The organism is Pseudomonas sp. W2Aug9, from assembly GCF_023127755.1.
Classification (GTDB): Bacteria; Pseudomonadota; Gammaproteobacteria; order Pseudomonadales; family Pseudomonadaceae; genus Aquipseudomonas; species Aquipseudomonas synxantha_A.
Map to the genome: position 1 here is coordinate 457,705 of NZ_SPKL01000035.1, position 23,774 is coordinate 481,478.

Annotated in this window: 15 protein-coding genes and 2 pseudogenes; 7 read left to right on the forward strand and 10 right to left on the reverse strand. The window is 50.1% G+C overall.

The features are described 5' to 3' along the window. Positions 1-96: 96 nt before the first annotated feature. A complete protein-coding gene (locus E3O56_RS22840; protein ID WP_248129027.1) occupies positions 97-987 on the forward strand; it encodes a LysR family transcriptional regulator in 891 nt (296 codons plus the stop codon). A gap of 294 nt (positions 988-1,281) precedes the next feature. Here the strand turns inward: E3O56_RS22840 and E3O56_RS22845 are convergent, their stop codons facing one another. The 4 genes from E3O56_RS22845 to E3O56_RS22860 all read right to left on the reverse strand — a co-directional run bounded on the left by E3O56_RS22845 (position 1,282) and on the right by E3O56_RS22860 (position 5,203). Further along, positions 1,282-2,079: an aldolase/citrate lyase family protein gene (locus E3O56_RS22845; RefSeq protein ID WP_248129028.1), complete on the reverse strand. Its 798-nt coding sequence runs from the start codon at positions 2,077-2,079 to the stop codon at positions 1,282-1,284. A gap of 11 nt (positions 2,080-2,090) precedes the next feature. Further along, positions 2,091-2,873 (reverse strand): 2-oxo-hept-4-ene-1,7-dioate hydratase, encoded by a 783-nt coding sequence (gene hpaH / locus E3O56_RS22850; protein WP_248129029.1) that lies wholly within the window; start codon positions 2,871-2,873, stop codon positions 2,091-2,093. A 95-nt stretch (positions 2,874-2,968) separates the two neighbouring features. Further along, positions 2,969-4,276: an MFS transporter gene (locus tag E3O56_RS22855; protein ID WP_248129030.1), complete on the reverse strand. Its 1,308-nt coding sequence runs from the start codon at positions 4,274-4,276 to the stop codon at positions 2,969-2,971. Between the two features lie 69 nt (positions 4,277-4,345). After that, positions 4,346-5,203 (reverse strand): polysaccharide deacetylase family protein, encoded by an 858-nt coding sequence (locus tag E3O56_RS22860; protein WP_248129031.1) that lies wholly within the window; start codon positions 5,201-5,203, stop codon positions 4,346-4,348. A gap of 109 nt (positions 5,204-5,312) precedes the next feature. Between E3O56_RS22860 and E3O56_RS22865 the strand changes: the two genes are divergently transcribed. Both E3O56_RS22865 and E3O56_RS22870 read left to right on the forward strand, forming a co-directional pair. After that, the gene (locus tag E3O56_RS22865; protein ID WP_248129032.1) at positions 5,313-6,251 is read left to right on the forward strand and encodes a LysR family transcriptional regulator; all 939 of its coding nucleotides are present in this window, start codon (positions 5,313-5,315) and stop codon (positions 6,249-6,251) included. Between the two features lie 348 nt (positions 6,252-6,599). Next, on the forward strand, positions 6,600-7,772 hold the full coding sequence (locus tag E3O56_RS22870; RefSeq protein ID WP_248129033.1) for a major royal jelly family protein: 1,173 nt from the start codon (positions 6,600-6,602) through the stop codon (positions 7,770-7,772). Between the two features lie 100 nt (positions 7,773-7,872). On the opposite strand, the pseudogene E3O56_RS22875 reads toward E3O56_RS22870, so the two are convergent. Further along, positions 7,873-8,157 (reverse strand): annotated as a pseudogene (locus E3O56_RS22875) (IS3 family transposase); the annotation flags it as partial. 154 nt (positions 8,158-8,311) lie between these two features. On the opposite strand from E3O56_RS22875, the gene E3O56_RS22880 reads away from it, so the two are divergent. Beyond that, a complete protein-coding gene (locus E3O56_RS22880) occupies positions 8,312-8,821 on the forward strand; it encodes a helix-turn-helix transcriptional regulator (protein ID WP_248129034.1) in 510 nt (169 codons plus the stop codon). Positions 8,822-9,028: 207 nt separating this feature from the next. On the opposite strand, the gene E3O56_RS22885 is transcribed toward E3O56_RS22880, so the two are convergent. Next, a complete protein-coding gene (locus tag E3O56_RS22885; RefSeq protein WP_248129035.1) occupies positions 9,029-9,274 on the reverse strand; it encodes a CPCC family cysteine-rich protein in 246 nt (81 codons plus the stop codon). After that, positions 9,220-9,363, reverse strand: a complete 144-nt coding sequence (locus E3O56_RS22890) for a CPCC family cysteine-rich protein (RefSeq protein WP_248129036.1) — start codon at positions 9,361-9,363, stop codon at positions 9,220-9,222. The genes E3O56_RS22885 and E3O56_RS22890 overlap by 55 nt, the downstream gene beginning before the upstream one ends. Positions 9,364-9,504: 141 nt before the next feature. On the opposite strand from E3O56_RS22890, the gene E3O56_RS22895 reads away from it, so the two are divergent. Continuing rightward, the gene (locus E3O56_RS22895; RefSeq protein WP_248129037.1) at positions 9,505-10,383 is read left to right on the forward strand and encodes a hypothetical protein; all 879 of its coding nucleotides are present in this window, start codon (positions 9,505-9,507) and stop codon (positions 10,381-10,383) included. A 233-nt stretch (positions 10,384-10,616) separates the two neighbouring features. Here the strand turns inward: E3O56_RS22895 and E3O56_RS22900 are convergent, their stop codons facing one another. After that, the gene (locus E3O56_RS22900; protein ID WP_248129038.1) at positions 10,617-12,482 is read right to left on the reverse strand and encodes a DUF4209 domain-containing protein; all 1,866 of its coding nucleotides are present in this window, start codon (positions 12,480-12,482) and stop codon (positions 10,617-10,619) included. Between the two features lie 821 nt (positions 12,483-13,303). Here E3O56_RS22900 and E3O56_RS22905 point away from each other — a divergent pair. Together E3O56_RS22905 and E3O56_RS26865 are read left to right on the forward strand one after the other, a co-directional pair. Beyond that, positions 13,304-17,404, forward strand: a complete 4,101-nt coding sequence (locus E3O56_RS22905) for a HigA family addiction module antitoxin (RefSeq protein WP_248129039.1) — start codon at positions 13,304-13,306, stop codon at positions 17,402-17,404. 355 nt (positions 17,405-17,759) lie between these two features. After that, entirely contained in the window at positions 17,760-18,686 is a 927-nt protein-coding gene (locus E3O56_RS26865) for an HNH endonuclease (protein ID WP_248129040.1), read from the forward strand. Between the two features lie 796 nt (positions 18,687-19,482). On the opposite strand, the gene E3O56_RS22915 is transcribed toward E3O56_RS26865, so the two are convergent. Together E3O56_RS22915 and E3O56_RS22920 are read right to left on the reverse strand one after the other, a co-directional pair. Further along, positions 19,483-22,416, reverse strand: a complete 2,934-nt coding sequence (locus E3O56_RS22915; protein ID WP_248129041.1) for a toll/interleukin-1 receptor domain-containing protein — start codon at positions 22,414-22,416, stop codon at positions 19,483-19,485. A 503-nt stretch (positions 22,417-22,919) separates the two neighbouring features. Beyond that, positions 22,920-23,430 (reverse strand): annotated as a pseudogene (locus E3O56_RS22920) (tyrosine-type recombinase/integrase). Positions 23,431-23,774: the final 344 nt, after the last annotated feature.

Here is a 23,774-nt window from a genome sequence, read left to right on the forward strand (position 1 = left end):
GTGTTTGTCTGTGGGAGTACTTTATCTACTGTTTAACATCAGTAAATGGGCGTATTATGCTTTCATAATTCCATTTTCTGGAATAAAGAGGCGAAAGTGAAAAACAGACAAGAAGCATTGCGTATTTTCTGCTGTGCCGCGGAGGAGACGAGCTTTAAACGCACTGCGACCAGGCTCGGCATTTCCCCGCAAAAAGTCACACGCGCAATCAAAGAGTTAGAATTATTGCTCGGGGAGCAGTTATTTCACCGCAGCACAAGAAGCGTAAAGATCTCGGATTTCGGCCTATTTTTTTTTGAACAATCCAAAATGGCCGTGGAACAGCTGAACAGGCTGTTTCAGGAAAAGTGGAATAACACGGAAGATTTAAATGGCGTTGTACGCATCACGGCGCCACACACTTATGGTTGCGAAATAATTATGCCAATATTGGCGGAGTTTGCGCGCCTGTATCCCGAGATCACCCTCGAATTCCACCTGTCAAATACACACAGCGACCTGGTCGATGAAAAAATCGATATCGGCATACGTATAGGCTATTTGCATGACCAAACCTGCATCGTTCGCCAGCCCACAACCATGCCTTTCCATCTTGTAGCCTCACCAAAGCTCCTTGAGCAAATGCCGCCGCCTGACAACATCGACGAACTTGCCCGCCTGCCGATTGTAGCGCTGCTTAACCGTAAAACTGGACGCTACTGGCCCTGGATGTTTAGTCAAAAACGCTATTTTTATCCGAAATCCGCTGCATTTGTCACTGACACACCCGATATAGAACGTAAAGCAGTACTTGCCGGCTTAGGCTTCGGTCAACTGGCGGGGTATTTGGTTGAAGAGCACATCGCGTCAGGTGAGCTGATATCCGTTCTGCATGATGACGCCCCGCCTCCATGGCCGGTCAATATCTATCATACACATCACACCCCCTACCCAATGCGCATGCGCTTCGTTTTTGATTATCTTTTCAATAAATTAAGCCAACGCTAGACACGACAAGTTTACCGAACATCGCTTTCCTGGCGCCGAATTATCTATCCGACAATGATCGCCTGCGCTACCAGTTCGAAGCGATTTCAAGCATGCCCATGGAAGTGCAAGAAATGGTACGTGGCCTGCTCGAATACTATAGCAGAGTCAGTATGCGAGCTCCCTTTACGAATATTACAGATGGGGGGAAAATACCCCTATAAAAGCTCAACAAGGAAAAAACAAATAATAAAGCCACCCGCAAACCGGCATTTTTAATGCCTGGAATACACCCGATCAGCACAAACGACTAAGTCAGCTTAGCTTACGCCCATCACTTCCCTCTGATACCGGCGAAAACTCTCTCGCCAACGTCTCTGCATTACGTGCCAAAATGCCAACATCGACTCCAACCGCCACGAATGTAGCCCCCAGCATAAGGCATCTTCGGGCAAAGTTAACATCGAGTGTCAAAATGCCTGATGGCTTTCCAACTCGCTCCAGGCGCTTGATTGCATCTTCAATCGCACTAACAACCACAGCACAATTGGGCTCTCCGGGGAAACCAAGGCTGGCAGCAAGATCCGCTGGCCCGATAAATACGCCATCCACGCCTTCAATCAAGGCGATTTTTTCCAATCTTTCGAGAGACTCTGCCGTTTCTACTTGCACCAACAGACAAAGCTCCTCATGCGCACGCTTTGCATAATTGTCAATCCGACCAAACCGGGTCGCGCGCGTCAGGCCAGAAACACCTCGGATACCTGCAGGCGGATAATGCATGGCCGCGACAGCACGTTCAGCCTCTACCTCATTTTGGACGTAAGGAATCAACAAGGTCTGAGCACCAATATCCAGAAAACGCTTGATTAAAACCGGGTCATTGCTCGCAGGCCTGACAATCGGATTTACTTGGTAAGGTGCCAGCGTCTGCAGTTGAGGAAGAACACTCAATACGTCAGAAGGTGAATGCTCTGTATCTAAAAGAAGCCAGTCAAACCCTGTTGCGGCAACAATCTCCGCCGCATAACTTCCGGGCAGGCTGCACCATAAACCAATCTGTTTGCGTCTTTGCGCAATGGCATACTTGAAGTGATTGACCGGAATTTGCATGTGGCGCCTCTCTATTTAAATGATACGCCAATAGCCCCAAGTGGACCAAAATCCGCATGAATCACATCTCCTTTAGAAATATCAACTGGCCGCGTAAACGAACCGCAGAGCACAATCTGGCCCTTCTTCAGTTTCCCGCCAACGGTATGAATTTTATTCACCAGCCATGCGATGCCAGCCGCCGGGTGCCCCATGATTGCGGCGGATACACCAGACTCTTCGATGATGCCATTCTTCGAAAGCGTGGCGCCTATCCACCGGATATCAACATCCATTGGACGAATTGTGCGCCCGCCAATGACTATCGCTCCGAAGGCGGCGTTGTCGGCAATAGTGTCGGTGATCGCCCGCGGCACCTCGGTCCGATAATCAATTATTTCCATCGCAGGTGTAACGAATTCGGTAGCACGCAAGACATTGTGAATTCGCGCGCCTGGCCCTTCGAGATCCTCGCCCATAATGAATGCCAGCTCAACTTCAAGACGTGGTTTCAAGAATTTGGCAGCGTCGATGCATGCACCATCGTTATAAAGAGCATCGTCAAGAATGCGGCCGTAGTCCGGCTCGGTCATGTTTGATGCCCGCTGCATAGCCCTGGATGTTAAACCGATCTTGTGCCCGATTACGCGGGCACCTTTAGCTATCCTGAAGTCCGCCCAAAGAGCCTGTATTTGATAGGCATCCTCGATTTCTATATGCGGGAAGGTCTTGCTCAATTGTGCAATTGGCTTTCGTTCAATCTCGGCTTGCATAAGTTGAACGGCAGCGCTTTGGCGTTCTATTTCGCTCAGCATGTTAATCTCCAATTTAAATTGAAAACACACTATCAAATGACAGTATTAATTGATTTTTTACTATTGGCTGTCCGTCGAATCGAATAAGGCGTGCCTCAATCTTCGCTCGCAATTTTTTGCAGAATTAGCGCCAAAAGTCCTGCAATAAATAGACACGCCGCCATCACTGCTAGACCCGCTGTGAAGTTTCCCGTTTCCTCTTTCAACCATCCCATAATCCACGGGCCTAAAAACCCGCCAAGAGTGCCAATCGAGTTGATTAGCGCGAGCCCGCCTGCCGCCGCAACGCCTACGAGATAGCGCGACGGGATCGCCCAAAAAACGGCGCGGGCGGCGTTCACGCCTACCAATGCAATCGTCAACCCCACTAATGAAAATACAAACGACTGAGTGAGGAAAGAAACAAAGAACCCTAAGCCCGCGATCACGCAGGTGAGCATTACATTTTTGATCCGACGGCCATTCTTGTCGACGTAAGCAGCCCAGGCGATCATTACAACGACAGCACATAGATAGGGAATGGCAGTCAGGAAGCCGACAGCGACGTTCGAAAAATTCTCCTGCTTGATAATCTGTGGCAACCAGACTTGCACACCGTATGATCCGATAGAGAACCCCAGATATATACCGCTGAGTATCCAGACACGAATATCGGAAAGTACAGATCGCATATTGGTTGCGGGTTTTACACGCTGCTCGTTAGCTACCAGCCTGACTACGAGCTCCCGCTCGTGGGGCTTGAGCCATGACGCTTTGCCGGGAGAGTCTGCCAGTAGTTTTGCGACGAAGAATCCAAATACAACGCAAGGGAGTGACTCTATCAAAAACATCCACTTCCACCCCGCGAGACCCAATACACCATCCAGATTGAGCAAAAAAGCGGAGACGGGGGCGCCTATAAAAGAAGACGCAGGGATAGCGATTAAAAACCAGCCAATGATTTGAGCACGGTATTTCGATGGAAACCAACATGACAAATAATATGCAACACCGGGAAAGAATCCAGCTTCGGCGACCCCCAGCATAAAGCGCAATATATAAAAACTCATTGGCCCTGATGCAAATACCATGGCGGCAGATACCAGCCCCCAGGATATCATTATCCTGGAGATCCACAGCCTGGCACCTACGCGATAGAGAATTAGGTTACTGGGCACCTCAAAGAGACAATACCCCAAAAATAGAATGCCCGCGCCATAACCGAATTGAGATGACGTTAACCCGATATCTTCATTCATGGTTAATGCTGCGACTGAGATACTGGTGCGATCTAGATAGTTGAAAACATAAGAAATCATGAGAATCGGAAGAAACCGCCACGCGATTTTTGCGAATAGTTTCTTTTCTATTTCATCAGTAACATTTTGCTGTGCAGGGGTGCTCACTTCTTGTATTAATGACATATTCCCTCCCGCTAAATGCTTGAATGCTGGCTTCTAGTATGTCTCCAGCACTACACCACACGACTCACCTTATTCAGAAAAGAAGCGCTCAGCATAAGTAACCTCGATGAAGCCGCGACTCTTGAACCAGGAGGCCAACTCATCATGTCGGGGATACCAGACATCCGGAAACTGCTTAAAATGGTGAAGTATTTTATTGAAGACCGACGCAATTAACGGACGCGCACCAAATTGGCAATGAAGCGTCAGATTTATAAGTGAGCCGGGCTCGTGCCGATATAAATAATCAAATGTTTCTTGGTAGGCATTGAGATAATCCGATGGGCTCTGCCGTAATACACGATTATCAGCGAAATCTGTATGGGGCAGCCCGACAATGGAGCCTTTGGGCGTTACAACCATACGAGGAAGATCGGTATCATTGTAATCCCCATGCCAAAGAAACCCCTCCTGAGCCAAGAATTCTGCGGTTCGATCGGTTGCCGCGACCACAGGAGATAACCACCCTAATGGAGAATGCCCCAACTGCTCTTCAAATATTCGCTTACAGTCGCGAATGTTTTGCTCCTCTTCCGCAGGCTCCATATAAGCGTGAACTTTATCCTGCGTATATGAATGAGCTGCAATTTCATGGCCGTACTCCAGAACTGTCTTCATCGCCTCTGGGTACATTTCAATCGACTTGATGTTGGCGCAGACTGTCGCGTTGATCCCGTGTTCATGGAGGATTCGAACTAACCGCCAAATACCCTCTCTACCGCCGTATTGGGACCAGGTAACACCTGCACGGTCATAAGTCCCCGGTTTGAGTGAGGTCGTCATTGGACCGTAAGGCGGCGCCTTTCCTTCAGACCAATTCTCAAGTAATACAGTAACGATGACTGCAATGCGATTTCCATCCGGCCACGCAAATGCTGTAGCTGACATATTTTCTCCGGTTACCTTGCCGCCCCGACAAAAGTACCGGGGGGGTTGTGTAACCTAAAAGAACGGCGCTATATTCGTCCAATGGATTAATTGAATAGAATAATAAGCCATGCCAATAACTCCCACACTGCGACAACTGGAAATTTTTCGGACCCTTGGGCGCACTCAGAATTTTTCACGTGCCGCCGAAGCATTGCACATGTCACAACCTGCACTTAGCCAAGCGGTTAGTCAGATGGAAATCGTAATTGGCACGGCGTTATTTGTAAGAACCAAACGGTCTGTAAGTATTACGCCTGCTGGCCAAAGATTTTTAATCCGAGTAGATGCAATACTTAATGAGCTTGGCGAGGCGCTTACTGAATTATCCAAGGACAGTGACCCCCGCAACGGGCGTGTTGACGTCGCATGCCTTTCTTCCGTTGCCACTCGGCTGTTGCCACGAGCAGTGTCATTATTTCGAAAATCATTTCCAGGGGCAGTGGTCAGGGTTCGTGATGAGGATCCAGATGGCATTATTAGTCGTGTGAAATCTGGAGCGGTTGATTTCGCATTTTCAGCGATGTTTGAAGAGGATGGCGGCGTCGTGTTTGAGCCTGTAATACAGGACGTTTTACATTTTGTATGCAGAGCTGATCATCCACTTGCTCAAAAAGAGAAAGTTGAATGGTCTGATATTGCCTCATTTGACGTGGTTGCGTTGGCCCAAGGATCAGGCATTCGGAGGCTGATAGATAGGCAATTCCCCACTGGAGGAGTATTTTCGCACTCAACCTACGAAGTATCCCGAATACCTTCAATTCTGGAAATATTGGAGCAAAGTGACTGCGTTTCAGTTTTGCCAGCGCTGGCGTTTGCTTATCCTGGCGCGTCGGAAAAATTCCATCATCGCCCGATGTGCGACCCGGTCATAATAAGAGATATTGGCTTCATATTGCCAAACACGCCTCTGTCAGCGACCGCTCAGGCGTTCAAAGTCACGTTAACACAGTCTCTGGAAGCGCAATCGCAACTACCATTTCGGGGCGTCACTTTTTGGAAAAGGTAACTCCTTAAAAGTAATTCACTCACTCAAAACTCTTGGACGATGGCGAATAAAGTCCGGCGTTCCAAGCATATCGGTTCTCGCTTTCAGCTCCCATTATGCATCTGCTGCCTGATCCGGCAAGCTCATCAGGCGTCGTTGCGTGGCCACTCAAAGCCTGCCCATAGAGCATCAAGTCAATCAGCAGCAAGACCTCTCTACTTTCAGCAATAGTGCTAACGCATTTACCGGGTTTGAGGCCAAGATCCGCGGTAGATACCTTTTGCCACCGCCGTGACCAGGGCCTTTACAAGACGCTCACCATCCGCCTTCACCTCAGGTCCGCCTGATGGGAGGGCAAGGAGATCTTTCATGCACGTCAAAACCTCAATCTCATGGGCCTTTTTGACCTTAATAGCGGCGCTCAGCGCTCAAGCTGTTCAAGCGGCCACGCCTGCAAATCTCCCAAAAGATAAGTCTCTGGGAGAAATTGAGCAGGTTTTTGCCTTCCACGACGCCATGCCGACGGGCGTAAGCGTCAGTGAAAAAGGCCGAGTTTTTGTCAACTTCCCCCGCTGGGGCGACAACGTTCCATTCACTGTCGGGGAAATACGCGAGAATAAGGTATTCCCCTACCCCAACCTTGAGGTGAACCAAGCAGATCCCAAGCATCCAGACAAAGGTTTTATCAGTGTTCAGAGCATCGTGGCCGATGGTTTAGGGAAGTTATGGATCCTGGATACAGCTTCGCCTAACTTCTCCACACCGATTGCTGGCGGCGCCAAGTTGGTGGCGGTTGACCTGAAGACGAACAAAGTAGTCGAGACACTGGTTTTTCCAGACAATGTCATTTTGCCTAGCACCTACGTCAACGACATGCGTTTTGACTTCGGCGCGGGCGAGAAGGGCGTGATCTATATCACCGACTCTTCTCTCAGCGGGCCGGGCGCAATCATTGTCATGGATATCGCTACTGGAAAAGCTGTACGTCGACTAAATGGCGCCACCTCGACTTCAGCAGATCGGGACTTCATACCGAAGGTTGAAGGTCAGATGCTCATGTTCCGCAATGCCGACGGTAGCAGTAAACCATTTGCCGTCGCTTCTGACGGTATCGCTCTATCGGCGGATCGCCAAACCCTATACTTCTGCCCACTGTCCAGTCGACACTTGTACTCAGTGCCTACAAAGCTGTTGCGTGATCCGACCGTTTCCGAAGATCAGCTTGCTGCAGCGGTTCAGGACCTTGGTGAAAAAGGGGCGTCCGATGGGTTAGAGGCTGATGCTGAAGGCGCGATCTATGCTGGCGATTACGAAGACAACAGTATTCGTAAGCGACTCCCAGACGGGACCTGGCAGACCGTAGTTCACGACCCACGGATACTTTGGCCGGATACTCTGTCCGTAGGGCCAGACGGCTATCTCTACTTCATCGCTAACCAGGTGCATCGCCAAGCGGGGTTTCATGGAGGCAGAGACCTGCGGGAAAAACCCTACAGTCTGCTACGAGTGAAAATCAACGCAAAGCCGGCTCAGACTCGCTGAACAGTCAATGGCCAGCCCTGCTGGTCATTGAAAATCAAACTGAATCGCCCCGGATTCTCTAGACACCTTGCAAGCTCATTGCGTAACGCTTTTCAAACTCTACCCAAACCTTGTTGGGTTCCACAACATCGAACTGGCGCTTCAGCAAATTGGGTGAGACGACCGCTGGCTTACCGCCGTACTTTCCAGGGCGGCGTCGATAACCTGTCTGAGAACGCAGACCTTCAAGATGCATCAGCCTCGCCACACGATGACGACCACAATCCTCACCGACCTCGCGCAGATCGTCGTGGATTTTGCGACAGCCATAAACGCCGCCGCTCTCCAGCCAGGAATGCTTGATCAAACCCAGCAGTCGCTGGTCGTCTTTGGCGCGTACAGATTGCCTGGTCGTCTTTGCTTCGGCCGAGGACAACGCTTTCGCGTGTTTTTTGACAATCCAAGATTCTCGTTGCTCAGGGCTTTAACTTCCCCTACAGTAGATGGTGCCTACTGTAGAGAAACAACATCCACCCAAGAGAACAACCTGGAGATTTATCGTGACTGAAAAAAGCACATCGTTTCATACCATCTGCCGCCTGCTTTTGAGGGAGCTTCGCGTCGAAAAAGGCGTCACTCAGGCACACATCAGCCAGCTTCTAGGCAAAGCTTCGACCAGTTCCTGGAGCAAAGTCGAAAGTGGCGAAACGCCGCTCACGCTGGAACATCTGCTGACTGTATGCACAGCATGCCAAATCTGGCCCGCAAACTTTTTTGTGACAGCACAGAACTACATGACTTTGCTCGGCCAAAACGGCTGGTTTGTTGCGGCCTATGGCAGCCCCTTGAGCAAAGAAGACGATCAGCTTGGCGCGGCAGCTGACGATTACTACTCGTCCAGCGCATCGTCTAGAGCACAAGTCCCTAACGTGGGCATGTACCAAGTTTTGCAAACACCTTGGCCGTACTCTGGGCTCTACACACCTTTGAACGTATTCCGCTGGGCTCTCGATCCGCAGTGGCGTGAGACTCAAAAGCAATACTTCCTGAGCCTTACAAAAACGCAGTAGCACTCTTCGCCTTCGTGGCTGCTTGCAGCCACGTAGATGGGCTAGGGATTCGAACCCGACCTGTACACCCCGCTCCAGGCCGCAGTTGTATTGTGTTTTGGGTGGACTGCAAGGGCAGAAACGGCCAAAAGCGGCCGTTTGGAACAGACTGCTTCCGACCAATTTGGACTTAGTACGCCAATTTGCGCTGCTAGGTCCGCAGCAATATTAGAGGTCGTACTTCGACTTCATGTGTTGAGGATGCTGGTTGTCGGAGTCGGGATCTGGAATGGCGACTCGGCGAGTCCAGAGTGGGAACCACTCACCATCCCGCATATCGCTATCGCTAACCATTCGCACATTCTTCAACATGGTTCGCTCGCAGGCACCGAATTGGACGAAATTGACCTGCGCCTCGATCAAGCTACATCTATTCGGTCCATCCACCTGGTGAGGGTAATAGAGTTGGAACACGTCATCCTCCAGAAGCAAATTGGGCAAATGTCGTATGACCCTGGGTGTTCCTCGAAGACTGCATATCCGCAGCATGGGCAGGTAAACATCAGTTTTCACTTATGGGTGGCAGTCTATTCTTGGTCGATTTTAGCCAAATGCTGAACGGTGGCAATGGGTCGATTGGAGCCTTTCGCGACAGGCAGCAATCGGCCGGCGAAAAATCGAGTTGCAATGTCCGGTGGTCTGGCATGCAAGGTAAAATGGCGATTTTTGCCATTTCAAGGAACGAAAGAGTGTCGACCATTAAAATGAAATCACGGGCCGATTGTCGGCTAACCTCCGCGCTGCTGTTATTAACAGGCTTAGTGGCTCTCTCTGGTTGCCACCGGTTAACATCCGAGCAGCGAATAGATTCCTGGATCGATAGCGACGGTAGATCCGCTCCAAGTTACCTCACCTCAGAAGAAATCAAACGTCTCGAAGCAAGACGTTATCTCAGGATTTTGCGCTCTACCTTGGCTCGACGTGTGTTATGGGCAAATAGCGAGGGGATGCAAGGCAGCGTGAAGTTGCGGATGAAGCTTAATCAGCAAGGCGACGTATTGCTCTGCGAGGCGCAGCCAAGTGACGCTGGAGCTCCACCAGGCTTTACGAATCTCGTCACGGATGTGTGCTGGAGCAGTAGCTGGAATAGCATCCCGGAAGGTCTCCAGAATCCAGCTGATGGCACGCTCGAGGTCATCGCACCTTTGATAGCTTCTGGTAATACCTCACCTATTTCTGATTACGAGCGGGGGCACCAGAGAACTGATGCTGAAAGCCGTTTTTTCTGGGACAACGTGGTGGCCAAGCAATCAATAAATGCGTTCGGCAGAGCTCGCTTCGAATTCACTGCCAACGCAAAGGGCCAAGTCGCAAGTTGCGATGTAACGCTTAAAAAACACTATTTCCGTCCTGAATATTTCCATCCGGATCCTGCGTTACAAAAGGTACTTGCAACTCAGTGCTTGCAGCTGGATTTGCAACAAATGCCTGGGTTTCGTGTAGGGGAAAACGGGATAGCCCATCGCGTGGTTTTCGTGGACTACTTGCCCTGGAAACACCATGTGGGGAAATACTCCGAGTAAGGCCCTCACTTTAGTGTCTTCTGCGATGGCGTTCCTGTCGCAACACCTTGCGCAAGGTGAATCGCCCTCAGTTTCCAGACACATCCAAGGTCTGCAATTGGCCGACAGCTGCCGTTCGCGACCAGCGGCTTTCGGCCAAAAGCAGCCCTTCGAGCAAGTGCATGGCGGTGTCTACGAAATCAGTGGCAATTCATTACAAACTCCAGATTAAGCCAACTCCTCAGCACCGCCTCTTAGCTCGAGATTTCTTGAATCGCACCTGCTATTACTGCGCTCCAGTGCGGAGATAGAGGGACACACGTAAGGTGGAAAATAAACCAGCACGCATAAATGCATGAAGGCTCAAAGCATTGCGCCGTTGAAAGCTTACCGTGCGCCACTTCGTGCCTTAGCATGGGGCCACCTTTGAGGTTGAACAGGATGTGGAATAGGTACGTGTTATCCACCCCGAACACCTGCTCTATTTCCCCCCAGTAGTTCGAGAGCAACTGCTTGAGTGACTGATCTTCTTGCGTGAGATCCACATTCAGCTTGGCAGTATTCGATCTGCGGCTGTTCAGCACATGCCTCAGGGCATTCTCAAGCTGCGGGATCAACAGGTGAGCTGCCGAGACCATGTCCCCCTGGACAAGCTTAGAAAAGCCCTGGGAGAAAATTGCCTCGAACCCTGGTGGCACGAATTCACTTCTACAAACAATGGGCTCAAAATGCCGATCATCAATGAGCTGACAGCGGCTCATCGTAATGCACGCTGGCCGAATAAATGCCTCTGTCGCTATATGGTAGTGAAGTCCCGCCTCACTAAGGCTTTCGTGATCAAACCACGCCCCTGATGGTTCACTGCCATGCGGCACATGCGCCGCTGTCGCGATCACCTTTCCTCGTTCATCGGCATAAGACTTGCCGGACATCGACGAGAAGAAGTATTTGTCTCTCTTCTCCAGGCAGTTTTTATGAAGGGCAATTTTGTCTGGGGCGCGACTTGTGAATGCCAGCCGCAGCAGCATTTCGTGAACATCAAGCGGCTCGAATTCTTCTATCGTCGCCCGACGTTCATCCGTTAAATCCATCGGTACACTGAACGAGCCAAACTCGGAAAGCGAATCATCTTCGTGCTGCTGGAGCTCCTTCTTGAGGAGCTCGATGCTCTGCGCCATACCGCCAATTGCACGGAGTTCACCAATAGCACTGCGTGTCCATGAAGCTTTTGCCATGGCGGTACTAACTGAGTCCCGCATCCGTAGCGTCTGCTCGACTGCATTCACCCTGCATCTGACAGCAGATTCCTTATCGTCCACTTTGAGATAAGCACGAGCCGCATGGAGCCATACTTTCTTCACTACCTCAGCATATTGTTTATCTTTCGTAGCTTGTGCCAGTGCCTCGGCTACAGCCGCGATTTCCTGCCATTCAAGCAGTCCACTGGACTGGGCAATGGGTGATAACCTCACGAAGGCGACCAGGCACTCATCGTCCTTGGCCATTTCATAGGCCTGTTTCAGCACCTCATTGGCACCGTCTGGGATCTCATTCCGCTTGCCAGCAGAGGCATAGATAGCGAACGCCCGATCAATGAGATCAACCACCTTGAAGGGAACTGCAAAATCCGACTCGTATTGATCGAGCAGCTCTTTTTTGAAAAAAAGCTCTACCGCATTCAAATACGAACTGGCGGCAAGCGCGGCGACAGCATGAAGCCTTCGGTTGACATACCAACAGCTGTCAGCGATCCGGGCGCGAAGCAATGGGTGGTCAATCTGCTCGGCTATCTGGACAAGAACTCCCTGCTGCTCGCCCAGGTAATCACTCGGGATGAGCGTCCTCTTACCCTTAAAAATGATCTGAGGAGAGAAGGTGTCTGGCCTGCTGGGATTGAAGTGATAGCTACAGACAACTGCCAAGACGTTATAGGCCCTAAATGCAGCGGCATCGCCTGTATTTTCTGCAATCTGAGCAGCCTCTCTAAGCGCATGCTCCAGCGTGTGAAAGTGCAGCGAGTTACTCATCGCCATGATGGAGGCTGGTTTGATATGCGCGAAGTCCTCCAGAGTTGCCAGATCCATCAACGACTTCTTCTTATCTTCATCCTTGTTCGTCACAAACTTCACCTCAATCGCCCATGTTGGTTTACGGGGTTTCTTCAGTGGCCAAACCAGCCATAAATGATTCTAAACCCCTATTGAACTCTGAGTGAGACAAGCAATTGAACTACACAAAAGCTCATGATGCGCTCTCTCATCGCACCGAGTACTCCTCCATCTTTTGCTGGGTACGATGCTAACAAAAACCCGGCCGGTGACTGACCTTGAAGGGCTGAAGAGCTTGCGATGGTGCGGCTATTCCTTGGCATGCTGGCCGGCTCTAATAGGCCTCTAGATAGGGGTTTAAAGAGGCTAAACATCGACTACCGAGCCGGCAGGTCACTGTCCCCTCGCGCGCTGAGCGGACGGCTGCTTTTGGCCGTTTTCTGCCCGTCGTGAGAGTCAGAAAACGACCCAAAGCAGTCGTAATCCAGCTTTCGAGTCATGGCTTGAACGGATCGATCCAGCCAGGCCGAAGTCCTGCCTCGTATTCTTGGCGTACGTAGTCGAGCGACTCTGCGCATCCCATTTCCGCCTCGATAGCGCCTATGCATGCCCAGCAATCCCCGCCGGTATCGCCTGATAGGGGATCTTCCGGATTGTCGAGTAGGCGTGCGCAGATCGTGCAGTTTTGCGGTTTTTTGCTGTTTGTCATAACACTCTTCCGATACGTTCCGTCTTAGCCTCTGGCGTGCCCCGAGGAGCAGCAAGCGGCCAACATCCGACATCCCTAAATCAGCAATTGGCTCCGGTGAACTAGGGCCACAAAAATAAATTTGATCTCAAAACTCATAAGTGTAATGTGTAGCCTTACACATTACATGTTGAAGGTGCGCTCAATGAGTAATCAACGGATACCGTCCCATCCTGGCGTCTACGTTCGTGAACATATCCTCAACCCGAGAAGTTTAACCGTGACTGACGCAGCGAAGCTGATCGGCATAAGCCGTCCTGGCTTATCGAATTTTCTAAATGGAAAGGTTTCGGCAACGTCAGACATGGCTTCCCGTTTGGAGCGTGCTTTTGGCGTGCCAGCTAAAACGATTCTCGATTTGCAAACCGCGTTTGAGTCGCGGGCAGGGATGGCATTGGATACCGCTGAAAAGGTCCGTACGTACGTACCTCCATTTTTGAGCGTGCAAGCTAATCAGCTTGCGAATTGGTTTACCACCACCATCCACGCACGCACTAAATTTTCAGTTCTGTTACGCACGTTGATCCATTCGACAGCACGTAATCTGGTAAAAGTTGATTTTCCCGGCAACGACGATGCTGAGCGTCCAGGATGGGATGGTCTCCTAGAGGCTAATGTCGGTACACCATGGGTACCCGTCGGTGTGTCTGGATGGGAGTTCGGTGTAACAGAAGACATTAAAGGTAAAGCGGACGACGACTTTGCCAAAAGCGTACGGGCAAACGTAAAGAATATAGAAAGTATTACTTTTGTCTTCGTCACTCCTCGCCGGTGGCCGGGCAAGGCAGCTTGGATCGCAGCCATGAAGGCAAAAGAATTATGGAAGGATGTCCGCGCTTATGACTCCAGCGATCTCGAGCAGTGGATAGAGCAGTCTCCAGCCGCGCAGGTTTGGTTTACTAACCAACTGGAACTTCCCTCTGAAGGTGCCAGAACTCTTGAACGATGCTGGACCGATTGGGCGAACGTTGCGGAACCGCCTCTACATCCCCTTCTTTTCGCTACAGCCAAAGATGTTTGGTATGACCGGATCAAATCCTTCTTTGAGAAAGATAGCTTCAGCCCACTGGTTATCGCAGCAGACTCCGTCGAAGAAGCACTTGCTTTCCTAAGTCAAGTACTTGCTACTCCTGAGCTTCAGTGTTTCCAAGACCGCGTGCTCGTCTTTGACCGGCCTGGAGTTCTACCAAAGCTAGCCCAAGGCGCTACCGATTTCGTTGCTGTTGCTCACACGCGAGATGTAGAACGAGAGTTTGGTCCATTCACCGCTTCACTTCGAACAATTGTGATCTATCCCCGCAATGCCATTAATGGCAAGCCTGATGTCGTTTTAGAGCCGCTTGGGCACGAGGCGTTCACGCAGGCGATGGAAGCGATGTCTAAAACTCGAGACCAAATCAGGGAGCTAACGAACGCCTCTGGTCGATCTTTGACGGTGCTTCGGCGCCAACTCTGTAACAACCAAGCAGTCCGCGCACCCGTTTGGGCTTCTGATCACGAAATTTCATGCGGACTGATACCTCTTGTACTGATTGGTGCTTGGGATAGTTTGAACGAGGCTGATCGAACCGCCCTATCTCGCATGGCGGGAGAGGTAAAGTTCGAGGTTATTGAAAAGCGCGTTGTTGACCTTTTGAGGCTTAATGATTCACCTGTTTGGTCCATAGGTGGGTACCGCGGGGTTGTTTCAAAAATCGATTCGCTGTTCGCAATATCCGGTTCGATCACAGAAAGTGACTTGGAACAGTTTATACACGTAGCGAAGTTGGTGTTGGAAGAAGATGATCCAGCTCTCGACCTGCCTGAAGAAGATCGTTGGGCGGCGGCGGTTCAGGGAAAACGTCGTGAGTTCTCAGGGGCTGTGCGTGAAGGCATTTCTGAATCGCTGGTTTTGCTTGCTGTGCATGGCAAAAATCTTTTTGGAAGTCGTCTCGGTTTCAACGGCGAGTATGAAGCGGCGAAATTAGTGCGCAACCTCCTCGAGCCTATTAACACTAGGAAACTGGAAGCCAACGATCGAGATCTGCCACTTTATGCAGAGGCTGCTCCAGATGAGTTTTTGAACATTATTGACCGTGATTTACGTACCTTGAACTCCCAAGTCATAGGTTTGTTGAGACCCGTTAAATCCGGTCTTTTTGGTTCAGCGTGTCCGCGGACTGGGTTGCTGTGGGCGCTCGAGGGGCTGGCGTGGAATCCGTCCACGTTTCCTCGGGTGATAAAGATTCTTGGTCGACTCGCCGAGGTTGAAATTAAGGATAATTGGTCGAATAAACCAATCGGCTCTCTAAGTTCTATCTTTCGCGCTTGGATGCCTCAAACTGCGGCGGATAATGATATGCGCCTAAAGGCACTCTGCATGCTATTGGATAAACATCCCGCAATAGGCTGGAAAGTTTGCCTGCAGCAGTTTGGCGATTTTGGTAGCCGCGTCGGTCACTACAACCATAAGCCGAAATGGCGTCAGGATGGGTATGGCCATGGTGAGCCATTTAAAACTTGGGAACAAATTAACGCATTTGTTAGAGAAGCGGTAGCGTTGGCACTTTGCCGGGCATCCTACACTGCCGAAATGCTGTGTGATTTAGTCTCTAGATTACGCTCACTCGCAAGTAACGATCAGGTGCGAGTTTGGGAGATTATCGAAGAATGGCATGACAACGGTGCTACCGATGAAAATATTGCAAAGGTACGCGAAAAAATCCGTATAACTGTACTTTCTCGCCGAGGTCAAAATAAGATAGAGAATAAGGGTCAGGTAAATTTTACAGAAAGAGCTAAAGCCGTCTATACCGCCATGCAGCCGAAAGACATCGTCAACAAGCATGAGTGGTTGTTTCGGCAGGGATGGGTGCACGAATCCGCGGATGAGCTAGAAGAAGAGGGGATGGATTTTCAGGCTCGCGAGAAGCGTATCGAAAAGCTTCGCGTCGAAGCCCTTGCAGACATTGTTCAAGAAAAAGGTCTCCTTGGCGTTTTCTCACTTTCTAAAAAAGGTAACTCTCAGCGACAAATAGGCTCTCTTTTAGTATCTGGAATACTCAACGGCGAACAAGTCAAAGAGTTGATTCTTCAGTGCCTACGCTCTCCTTCGGATGACTCAGACCGGGACGGCATACTTTCAGGTGCCCTATGGAGTTTAGGGGGCGAGAAAGTGAAGGCCATCTATACCGACCTGCAAGAAAAAATCACAACGAATGAATCGCTTTCTGTCTTACTTCTCTCGCCGTATCGCGCTTCGACCTGGGAGCTTGTTGAAGATCTTCCGGCAGAAGTAAGTGCTCGATATTGGGATCAGGTGACTCCACAATATATCTTTGATTCAGTCGAAGACAACAATGAAAGCGTTCGCCGCTTGATAGCCGCTGGGCGCCCTATAGCAGCCTTTTCTTCAATTCATTTTAAGATTGAAGATATACGTCCAAACCTCCTTGTTAACTTGCTTTCTGCCATGGCTTATAGAGGACATGATAAGCCTGGTGAGTTCCAGCTAAACGATTACGACCTTCAGCGTGCGTTTGAATTACTCAATAACAATGCAGACGCATCAGCAGAGGAAAAAGCTGGGCTTGAGTTTGCTTACATTGACGTTTTAGCACGCTCCTTCCGAGGAGGCGAAGGGCATCAGATTCCAAACTTAGAACGCTACATTGAGGAGCATCCCGAAATGTTCGTACAAGCGGTAGTTTGGGCGTACAAGCGTAAAGATCGTGGGGAGGATCCTCCAGAGTTACAAGTTGACGGAGATCGTGAGCATCTAGCGACACGCGGATATAGGCTTCTTGATGCTTTAGAGCGCATCCCTGGTCAGGACAAGGAACTTTTAGAGGAGCAAAGTCAAAAACTTTTTGATTGGATATCAACAGTCAGATCATCTTGCGCTGATTTAGATCGAGGAGATATAGCTGACGTTTGTATTGGAAAGCTTCTCTCTCACGCATCTTCCGGGAAGGATGGCATTTGGCCGAATGAAGTTGTTCGCGATTTGATGGAGGAATTGCAGTCTGAGGATATCATCAGTGGCGCGCATACGGGCCTCTACAATTCGCGTGGTGTTCATTTGCGTGGTGAAGGCGGCAATCAAGAGCGGGAACTTGCGGATACATATCGCGATTGGGCCGACGCTTTGCAGTTTACCCATCCCTTTTTATCCTCATCCCTTCTGATGGGAATGGTCAAAACGTATGAGCGAGAAGCAGAACGTCAGGATACGGAGGAAGGAATTCGTCGCCGGTTAAGGCATTAATAAGGCGAAGATTTTTTTTCTGATTACCCTGTTGTGAAAGACGTTTGGGCAGGTGCTGAATAAAGAACGCGTTTCTGGGCAGCCAGTCTTTCTACTGCCCGAAGCTGCTTGCTCAATGTCTGCTTCTGGCCGCCAGCTGCCAATCGTGAAGGGCAGCTATTGGCCGTTCACTGTCCCCCACAACAGGCGGCTATCGGCCAGAAGCTGTCACTTGCACGTGGCCGTTATCGACCTAACCCGCGATCCAAAACGACTTTCAAATCCGCGATCGTCCCACTCACCGACGAATCTACCGTATGACTCAAGTCCTCGGGTAAATTCGCAATTAGACAAACCATTAAAGGGGACGAGAAAAGTGCCGCGAGATAAAGCGTTCTACAAGAGTCTTGGTCATGAGCTGATGAAAGAGCTAGCTGAGACGATCAGCACCGAGTTGATTCCATGTGGAGCGCCCGGAGCCTATGAGATAGTAAAACTCTCCAACGGAATGCATGTGCGGTTTACCAGTTGGCGCGGGGGGGACGGGCCCTTCTACATCATTCTGTTCAAGGGCGCGAAGTATTTGTTTGAACTAGATTTGTCGATGATTGTGCATCAGCGTGGACGCTTCACGTGGCATCTCAAGGCACCAAGCCATGAGCGGAATGTCGCAATGCTTGAGGCCCTATTGGGCGCCCCAGTAACCTTAGACGAGGGTTATTCACATTCGGTCAAAGGCGTGAAGAGCCGCCTAAAGTCAGGAGTCAATACACCCCGTACAGGTTATGGATTTATTGACGATGCCGATTGGCCGGTTGTCTGTGAGCATTTTCTTGAGTTGATGAGCTGCGCGATAGAAGCGCACACCAGCGAGGAGGGGGCGGATCATCCACGTACGGAAGCGCGGGATGACGACGGCAGCACAGTCGTGGCGAAGCGCAAAGCCCGGCGTAATCAAAGTCGATTCAGACTGAACCTGATGGAGCTGTACGATAGTACTTGCGCAATATCCGGAGAATCCATTGCAGAGGTGCTTGAGGCTGCGCACATTGTGAGCCACTCTGAGGCAGGCCTGAACCATTCCGGGAACGGGCTGCTGCTACGCTCTGATCTCCATCGGCTGTTTGATAGCAGCCTCATCGCGGTGGACCCGAAGTCACTCAACATCGTGGTATCGCCGCTATTAGCGAAGTCGGGGTATCAAAGATATTCCGGAAAAAAGCTCAGGCTTCGTATTGACGGCGGCGGTCCTGACCCCGAATACCTTGAACGAAAGTGGATTCAAGCTGGTTTGGAGACCTAGGCAGGCTTAATTATTCGAACACCCGGCCTGCACTTCGGATGGAGGCTCCTCCTACCTCTGAAAACCACCAGGATCAGCTGCCGATGGACGTTGAATCTGGACCGAGCCTTTATCCGTCAGCTTGCGTGATCATCCTAGCGAAGGCGGCTTAGGGTCGGTTCCGGTCTTTCACGACCGGTTACAATCGGCCAAGAGCGGTCAATCGGATTAGACTCCCCCGAAGTCCTATCAGAGATTATTTACATGCTGATTGAGTGCCAACGGTGCGGCCAAGGTTTCGCTCGAGCAATGCGGGTCCGCTCTACAAAAAATTTACTGTGGGTGTGCGAAGAATGTGAAGCAATGTGGGCGAGTCAGGCTGAGGTGAATGTCTGTAAATTTGAAAATTACGGAAAGTTAATGGCCGGCATTGGTCGTAGTTTTTTATGGTCAGATTTGGAGCCACAGTGACAAGTTAGTTATCGAGTACTCACTGTCAAATGCTCGCTTCGGGTCGACTTCTGCCGATCAACGACACCCAGTGTGCTGGTCAAGTACAACGCATACGCTTGGTCAGGTCGAATGCAATTGACTGGTCAGTGGCATTGCAAACGGGTGGTCAAGTGGAATGCAATTACACACTAGCAGAATATTCAGTGTCGCTGATTCGCGAATCAGCACCGACTCTGGTGGATTAAATGGGAACTACCGCCGCTTAACGTCGAAGCTCGATGGATATTGAATGCTATCGAGGGAGCATTTGCTGCCTAGCTAACTTACACTAGGCAGCAGAACCGTGTGCATACGAATCAATGGGCTATGTGCCTAGAAAATCCTTGAATAGATTTCGGAATAGCTTATTCATGTTGTTTTCATTGACAAGCTTTTGAACTGGGCGCATGTAAGCTGCGGTGACCCCGAAACGCATCTGTGCTTTCGCCTTATGCTCCTCCAATACTCCTGCTTTCAAGAGCACGGCAACGAACTCATCAGTCATACCTGGTTTAGGGAATTGATATAGTTCATTCGGTAGCTTAGTTGCGAACCTGCTTCCGACGAAAAAGAACCCTAAAAATCTCTTGATTTCATCAAGTGTAAGCAATGACTCGACGTTCGAGGCGTTCATCACCAACGAGGTTGTCATTTCGCCAAGATCACAACTATCCAAGTCAAAAATACCTGAGTTCATCGTTGGGGAGCAATTTTCGGCTTGGATCGCTATAAACGAGCTGTAATAAAATTTTGAATTGCTGAAACGGCATTTTGCGAAAGAGTCGTAGCCGACTAACTTGCAGTTCCAAAACTCTCTGTCAACGAATTGAAGCAGTGGAAAATCACCGGAAATGAACAGACCTTTGACAAGTCTTCTTTCTGCAGCTATATCTTCGCCAACGATCGAAAAAATAGCTTTGCTAAAATTGATTCGATTCAGTCCTTTCCCGGCAGTGGCGGCAAATAAGTGAAGTAGGCAACTACATGCTGATTGTGCTGAGTCCACAAGACCAGCCTCAGTGTCCGGGTTTAATGCAACTGATTTGAATGAAGAGTATACATACCCCAAAAGCTCTTGTACTTCTTCGCGTGGCTTAGCTGCGTAAAAGCGACTTAACTCTTCAAAGACCGCTCCTTGTCCGGTAGCCAAGCGAGAAAAGTGCTTCATAAACAGTTCGGAGGAAATTGAGCGGTCCTCAAGCCGCTCAATCAGCCAGAGCCCTAGGAAATAAGACTGCAAGAAGTCATATCGATAAGCCACTACGTCATTTGCAACTGACAGTAACGGGTTTTTGCAAAAAATCTCGGTCACCGGCGAGTTTGTAGCCGACGCAGCAAGGTACGTTTCTACTACAACTGTGAGCTCGTCGATTCGTGCAGTTCCAAAGTGGGCGCTTGAGAACTCCTTAAGAACATCAACTAGTCGGGCTACTGCTGGCCTCCATCCCTGGCGTTCTCGTTCGCGATCAATAATGGCAAAGATAAGCATGTCGACCGCTCGAATATTATGAGGGTAACCGGCTTCTGCCATTCGCTCCTTGATGGCTCCTTCGACCTTTAATGGTAGACCAGTACCATTGACCTCCTCCTCCAGCTCACACAGTGCGTCTACAAAGAATGGAAGCACCGTATCATCTCCCATTGCTGTCGAGACTGACCTTAAAGTTTCTTGCACTCTTGTAACGATAGCTTGACGCTCTTCTTGACGTCGTTTAGAGAACCGCTTCCTAACATAGAGGGCAACCTCGTCCGAAGTAAAGCCTTTGAGATTATAGGTTGGTACTCCGTGACGCCGTAAGGATGCGGCAGTTGTGCCAACGGTATCCTCTCGCCCGGCCAAGAAAACCCGAGTCTGTCCTAATTCAGCGTTCAGCGCGTTAATAGACTCTACAAATGGTACTAGTTCGAAGCTAGATGACATCATACTCAATAGTTCATCTATACCGTCAATCAGGATCAAAAGGCTTCCGCTGATTAGCAGCAGATCGAAGACATTTCGGCTAGACGGAACCTTCATGGGAGTAGCGCCGGCGGCAGTTAATGCCATTGAGTGCAATTCACACAGATCGAAAAGAGATGAGACATGTGAACGTCTTAGCTGCTCTTTCGGCAACTTCTTCAGTGTGTCTGCCTCAATAAGCATCACTCTAGAGTATTTTGACTCATTGATATCTGCAGAAAGGCTGCGTAGGAGAGTTGTCTTACCTGCTCCTCCTGACGCCACTAGCAAGGACAGAGGCGAGCTATCAGCTCGAATGACTGTGCTGGCAAGATGAGCTAAGGCCGGTCCAAGAGTCTCCGTTTCATTTCGGTCCACACGGTATAAGGTTTGATCAATGTAGAATGGCTCCATGAATGGTGATGTAAGCTGTAGGGAGTCTGCATCAACGCAAAAACGACCTAAATAGTCCTTAAACGTCAGCTCGGTAACGCTAATCCGCTGACCTAGCTCTTCGAGTTGCTCCTGCACATAGCCAGCCTTGCCGGGTGAGGGACGGAGAATGGTTAATGCGCGGAAATCCTGAAGCTCATTGGGGAGGTCACGAATCTTGGAAGTGAAGTCTTCTAGCGTTTGCCGAATATTAATGTTCTGGGTCAATACCAATAGTAACTGAGGGTGGGGAGTATCAACTCTCCAAAGTTCGTACTTAACGCGACGCTGTCCCGAAAAGTCCTGCCCACGCCATAGTGGTTTGCGGACCTTATAAAAGCCGGCAAGTAGATCGTCAGTTCTAGTGAAAGAGAAACTCTCAACTTCACTTGCTCCACTCTCATGTGAAACCATCTTAGCGATAGATGGCTGCTCAGATGAAATATCACTAATTAATTCTAGTTCAGTCTTAAGTGCGGTTAACTGTGCGGTATAGACGTCAGCACGACTGAAGTCGAAGTAGAGGCTGGCGGTCAGATACCGAGGAGCGTCCGCATCGGCTTCCCGCTTAATTGCTAGAACCCGAGTTTTTGACTTGCTGGCAGTTTCTGTCCAATGACGCTCGGCTGCCATAGCGGTCTCACGCCCAACGCCGCCCTGTCGCGTATTGGCTTTCTCGGTGTAGTTTTTGGTGATGATCACCAGTACTGCGTCGCTCTCGAAGATAGCAGACTCCATGTACTGATTTCGGTCCACGCGGTGATCCATGCCACGTTGATCGTATTCGACATCCAAGTCTGGCATCAAGTCCGTAAGGTCTTCGGCCAGCTGTTGAACCCATTGCTTATGGTCTTCTGAATCCCAGCTGTAAGAAATGAAAATTCGCAAGTGTCCCTCTCCGGCGTTTTTTTGTGGAGAGAGGATACACCTTCGTTAAGGAAACGTCTGGTCTTAGATTGTTTGGTAGGAAGGGGCCCAGGTGTGTGTTTTATCGTGCTTTATATCTGAGTTGAGTGCGGCCTTGATTTTAGGGATGCCATTGCAAGGCAAATCGGCGCCTATGGTCAGGGAGGCTGGAGCATTGGGCCCATCACGCAACGACAAAGCCTCTCCATGGGGGGGCATTCTCGTGGTTCCTTCTGGAATCAGCGTTGTACATTCGGTGCTCCAATCATGCCAAATTTTCCCCATCGCCCGAATGGTGAGCCGTTTCGATATTTAATAATCATTGAGAATCGAAGCTTGTTAATTCGGTTAGTAGCACTGATATACCAATGCTCGTTCACGTCAGAATACTTCCAGCCCGTGGCCATACCACTTGGGGAGGTTTAGTGCAGTATCCGCTATTGGCCGGTTAGCGACGGTCCTACTTCGACCGTCGCTATATATGGTCAAACCTCAGTCCGTTCCGCCATTTCCAGGGCGTCATCGACCTCAATCCCCTGGTATTGCACAGTGCTCTCCAGCTTCGTATAGCCGAGCAGCAGCTGAACCGCCCGCAGGCTCTTAGTCCCACGATAGATCAGTGATACTTTCGTACGTCTCATTGTGTGTGTGCCATAAATCGCTGGATCAAGGCGTACGGCTTTAACCAAGCCTTTGACGAAACGAGCGTTTTGACGAGTAGATAGATGGTCTAAAGTATGCAACCGGCTAGGAAAAAGGCGGTCCTCGCGATGAAGCTGGGCCCGCTGTATCCGGGCCGCGAGAGCAGACCGTGTTTGCTGAGTGATCTCAAAACTGCACAGGCCGCTGCGTTTTCTGCTGCATCACCATGGCTCGTGTTGAAACGTGCTAGCCATGAACTACATCGCGTACGCGGAGCTTGGTTAAGTCGCAGGCTCGAAGCTTGCTGTCGATGGCCAGATCGAAGAGATCTAGATCTCGGGTTCTTTCCGCAATTTGAAGCCTTACTTAGATGGCCCAGATATCGCTCAGTCGGAGTGGAGTTTTCTGCCCGACCAGTTTTCTTTTGCTCCAGGGCTGACGGCTGCAGGTAGCGGTGATGTTCACGACAAGTCCTCCATGTGGTGAAGGACAAGGATGACTAATCAGAGCAACGGTCGCTAACCGGCCAGAAGCAGACGTTCAGCGATTGGGGCTAACCGATGTCTGCGCCCCCATCAGGAGCTTGAGAAAGCTTTCAGCCTCTGAGCGGTTCTGGAACATTAAAGTGAAGGTGCCCAGAGTAAGCAAGCAGCAAGGGGGAGATTCGATTTCTTCGAAAACGATTTTCACAGACGTCC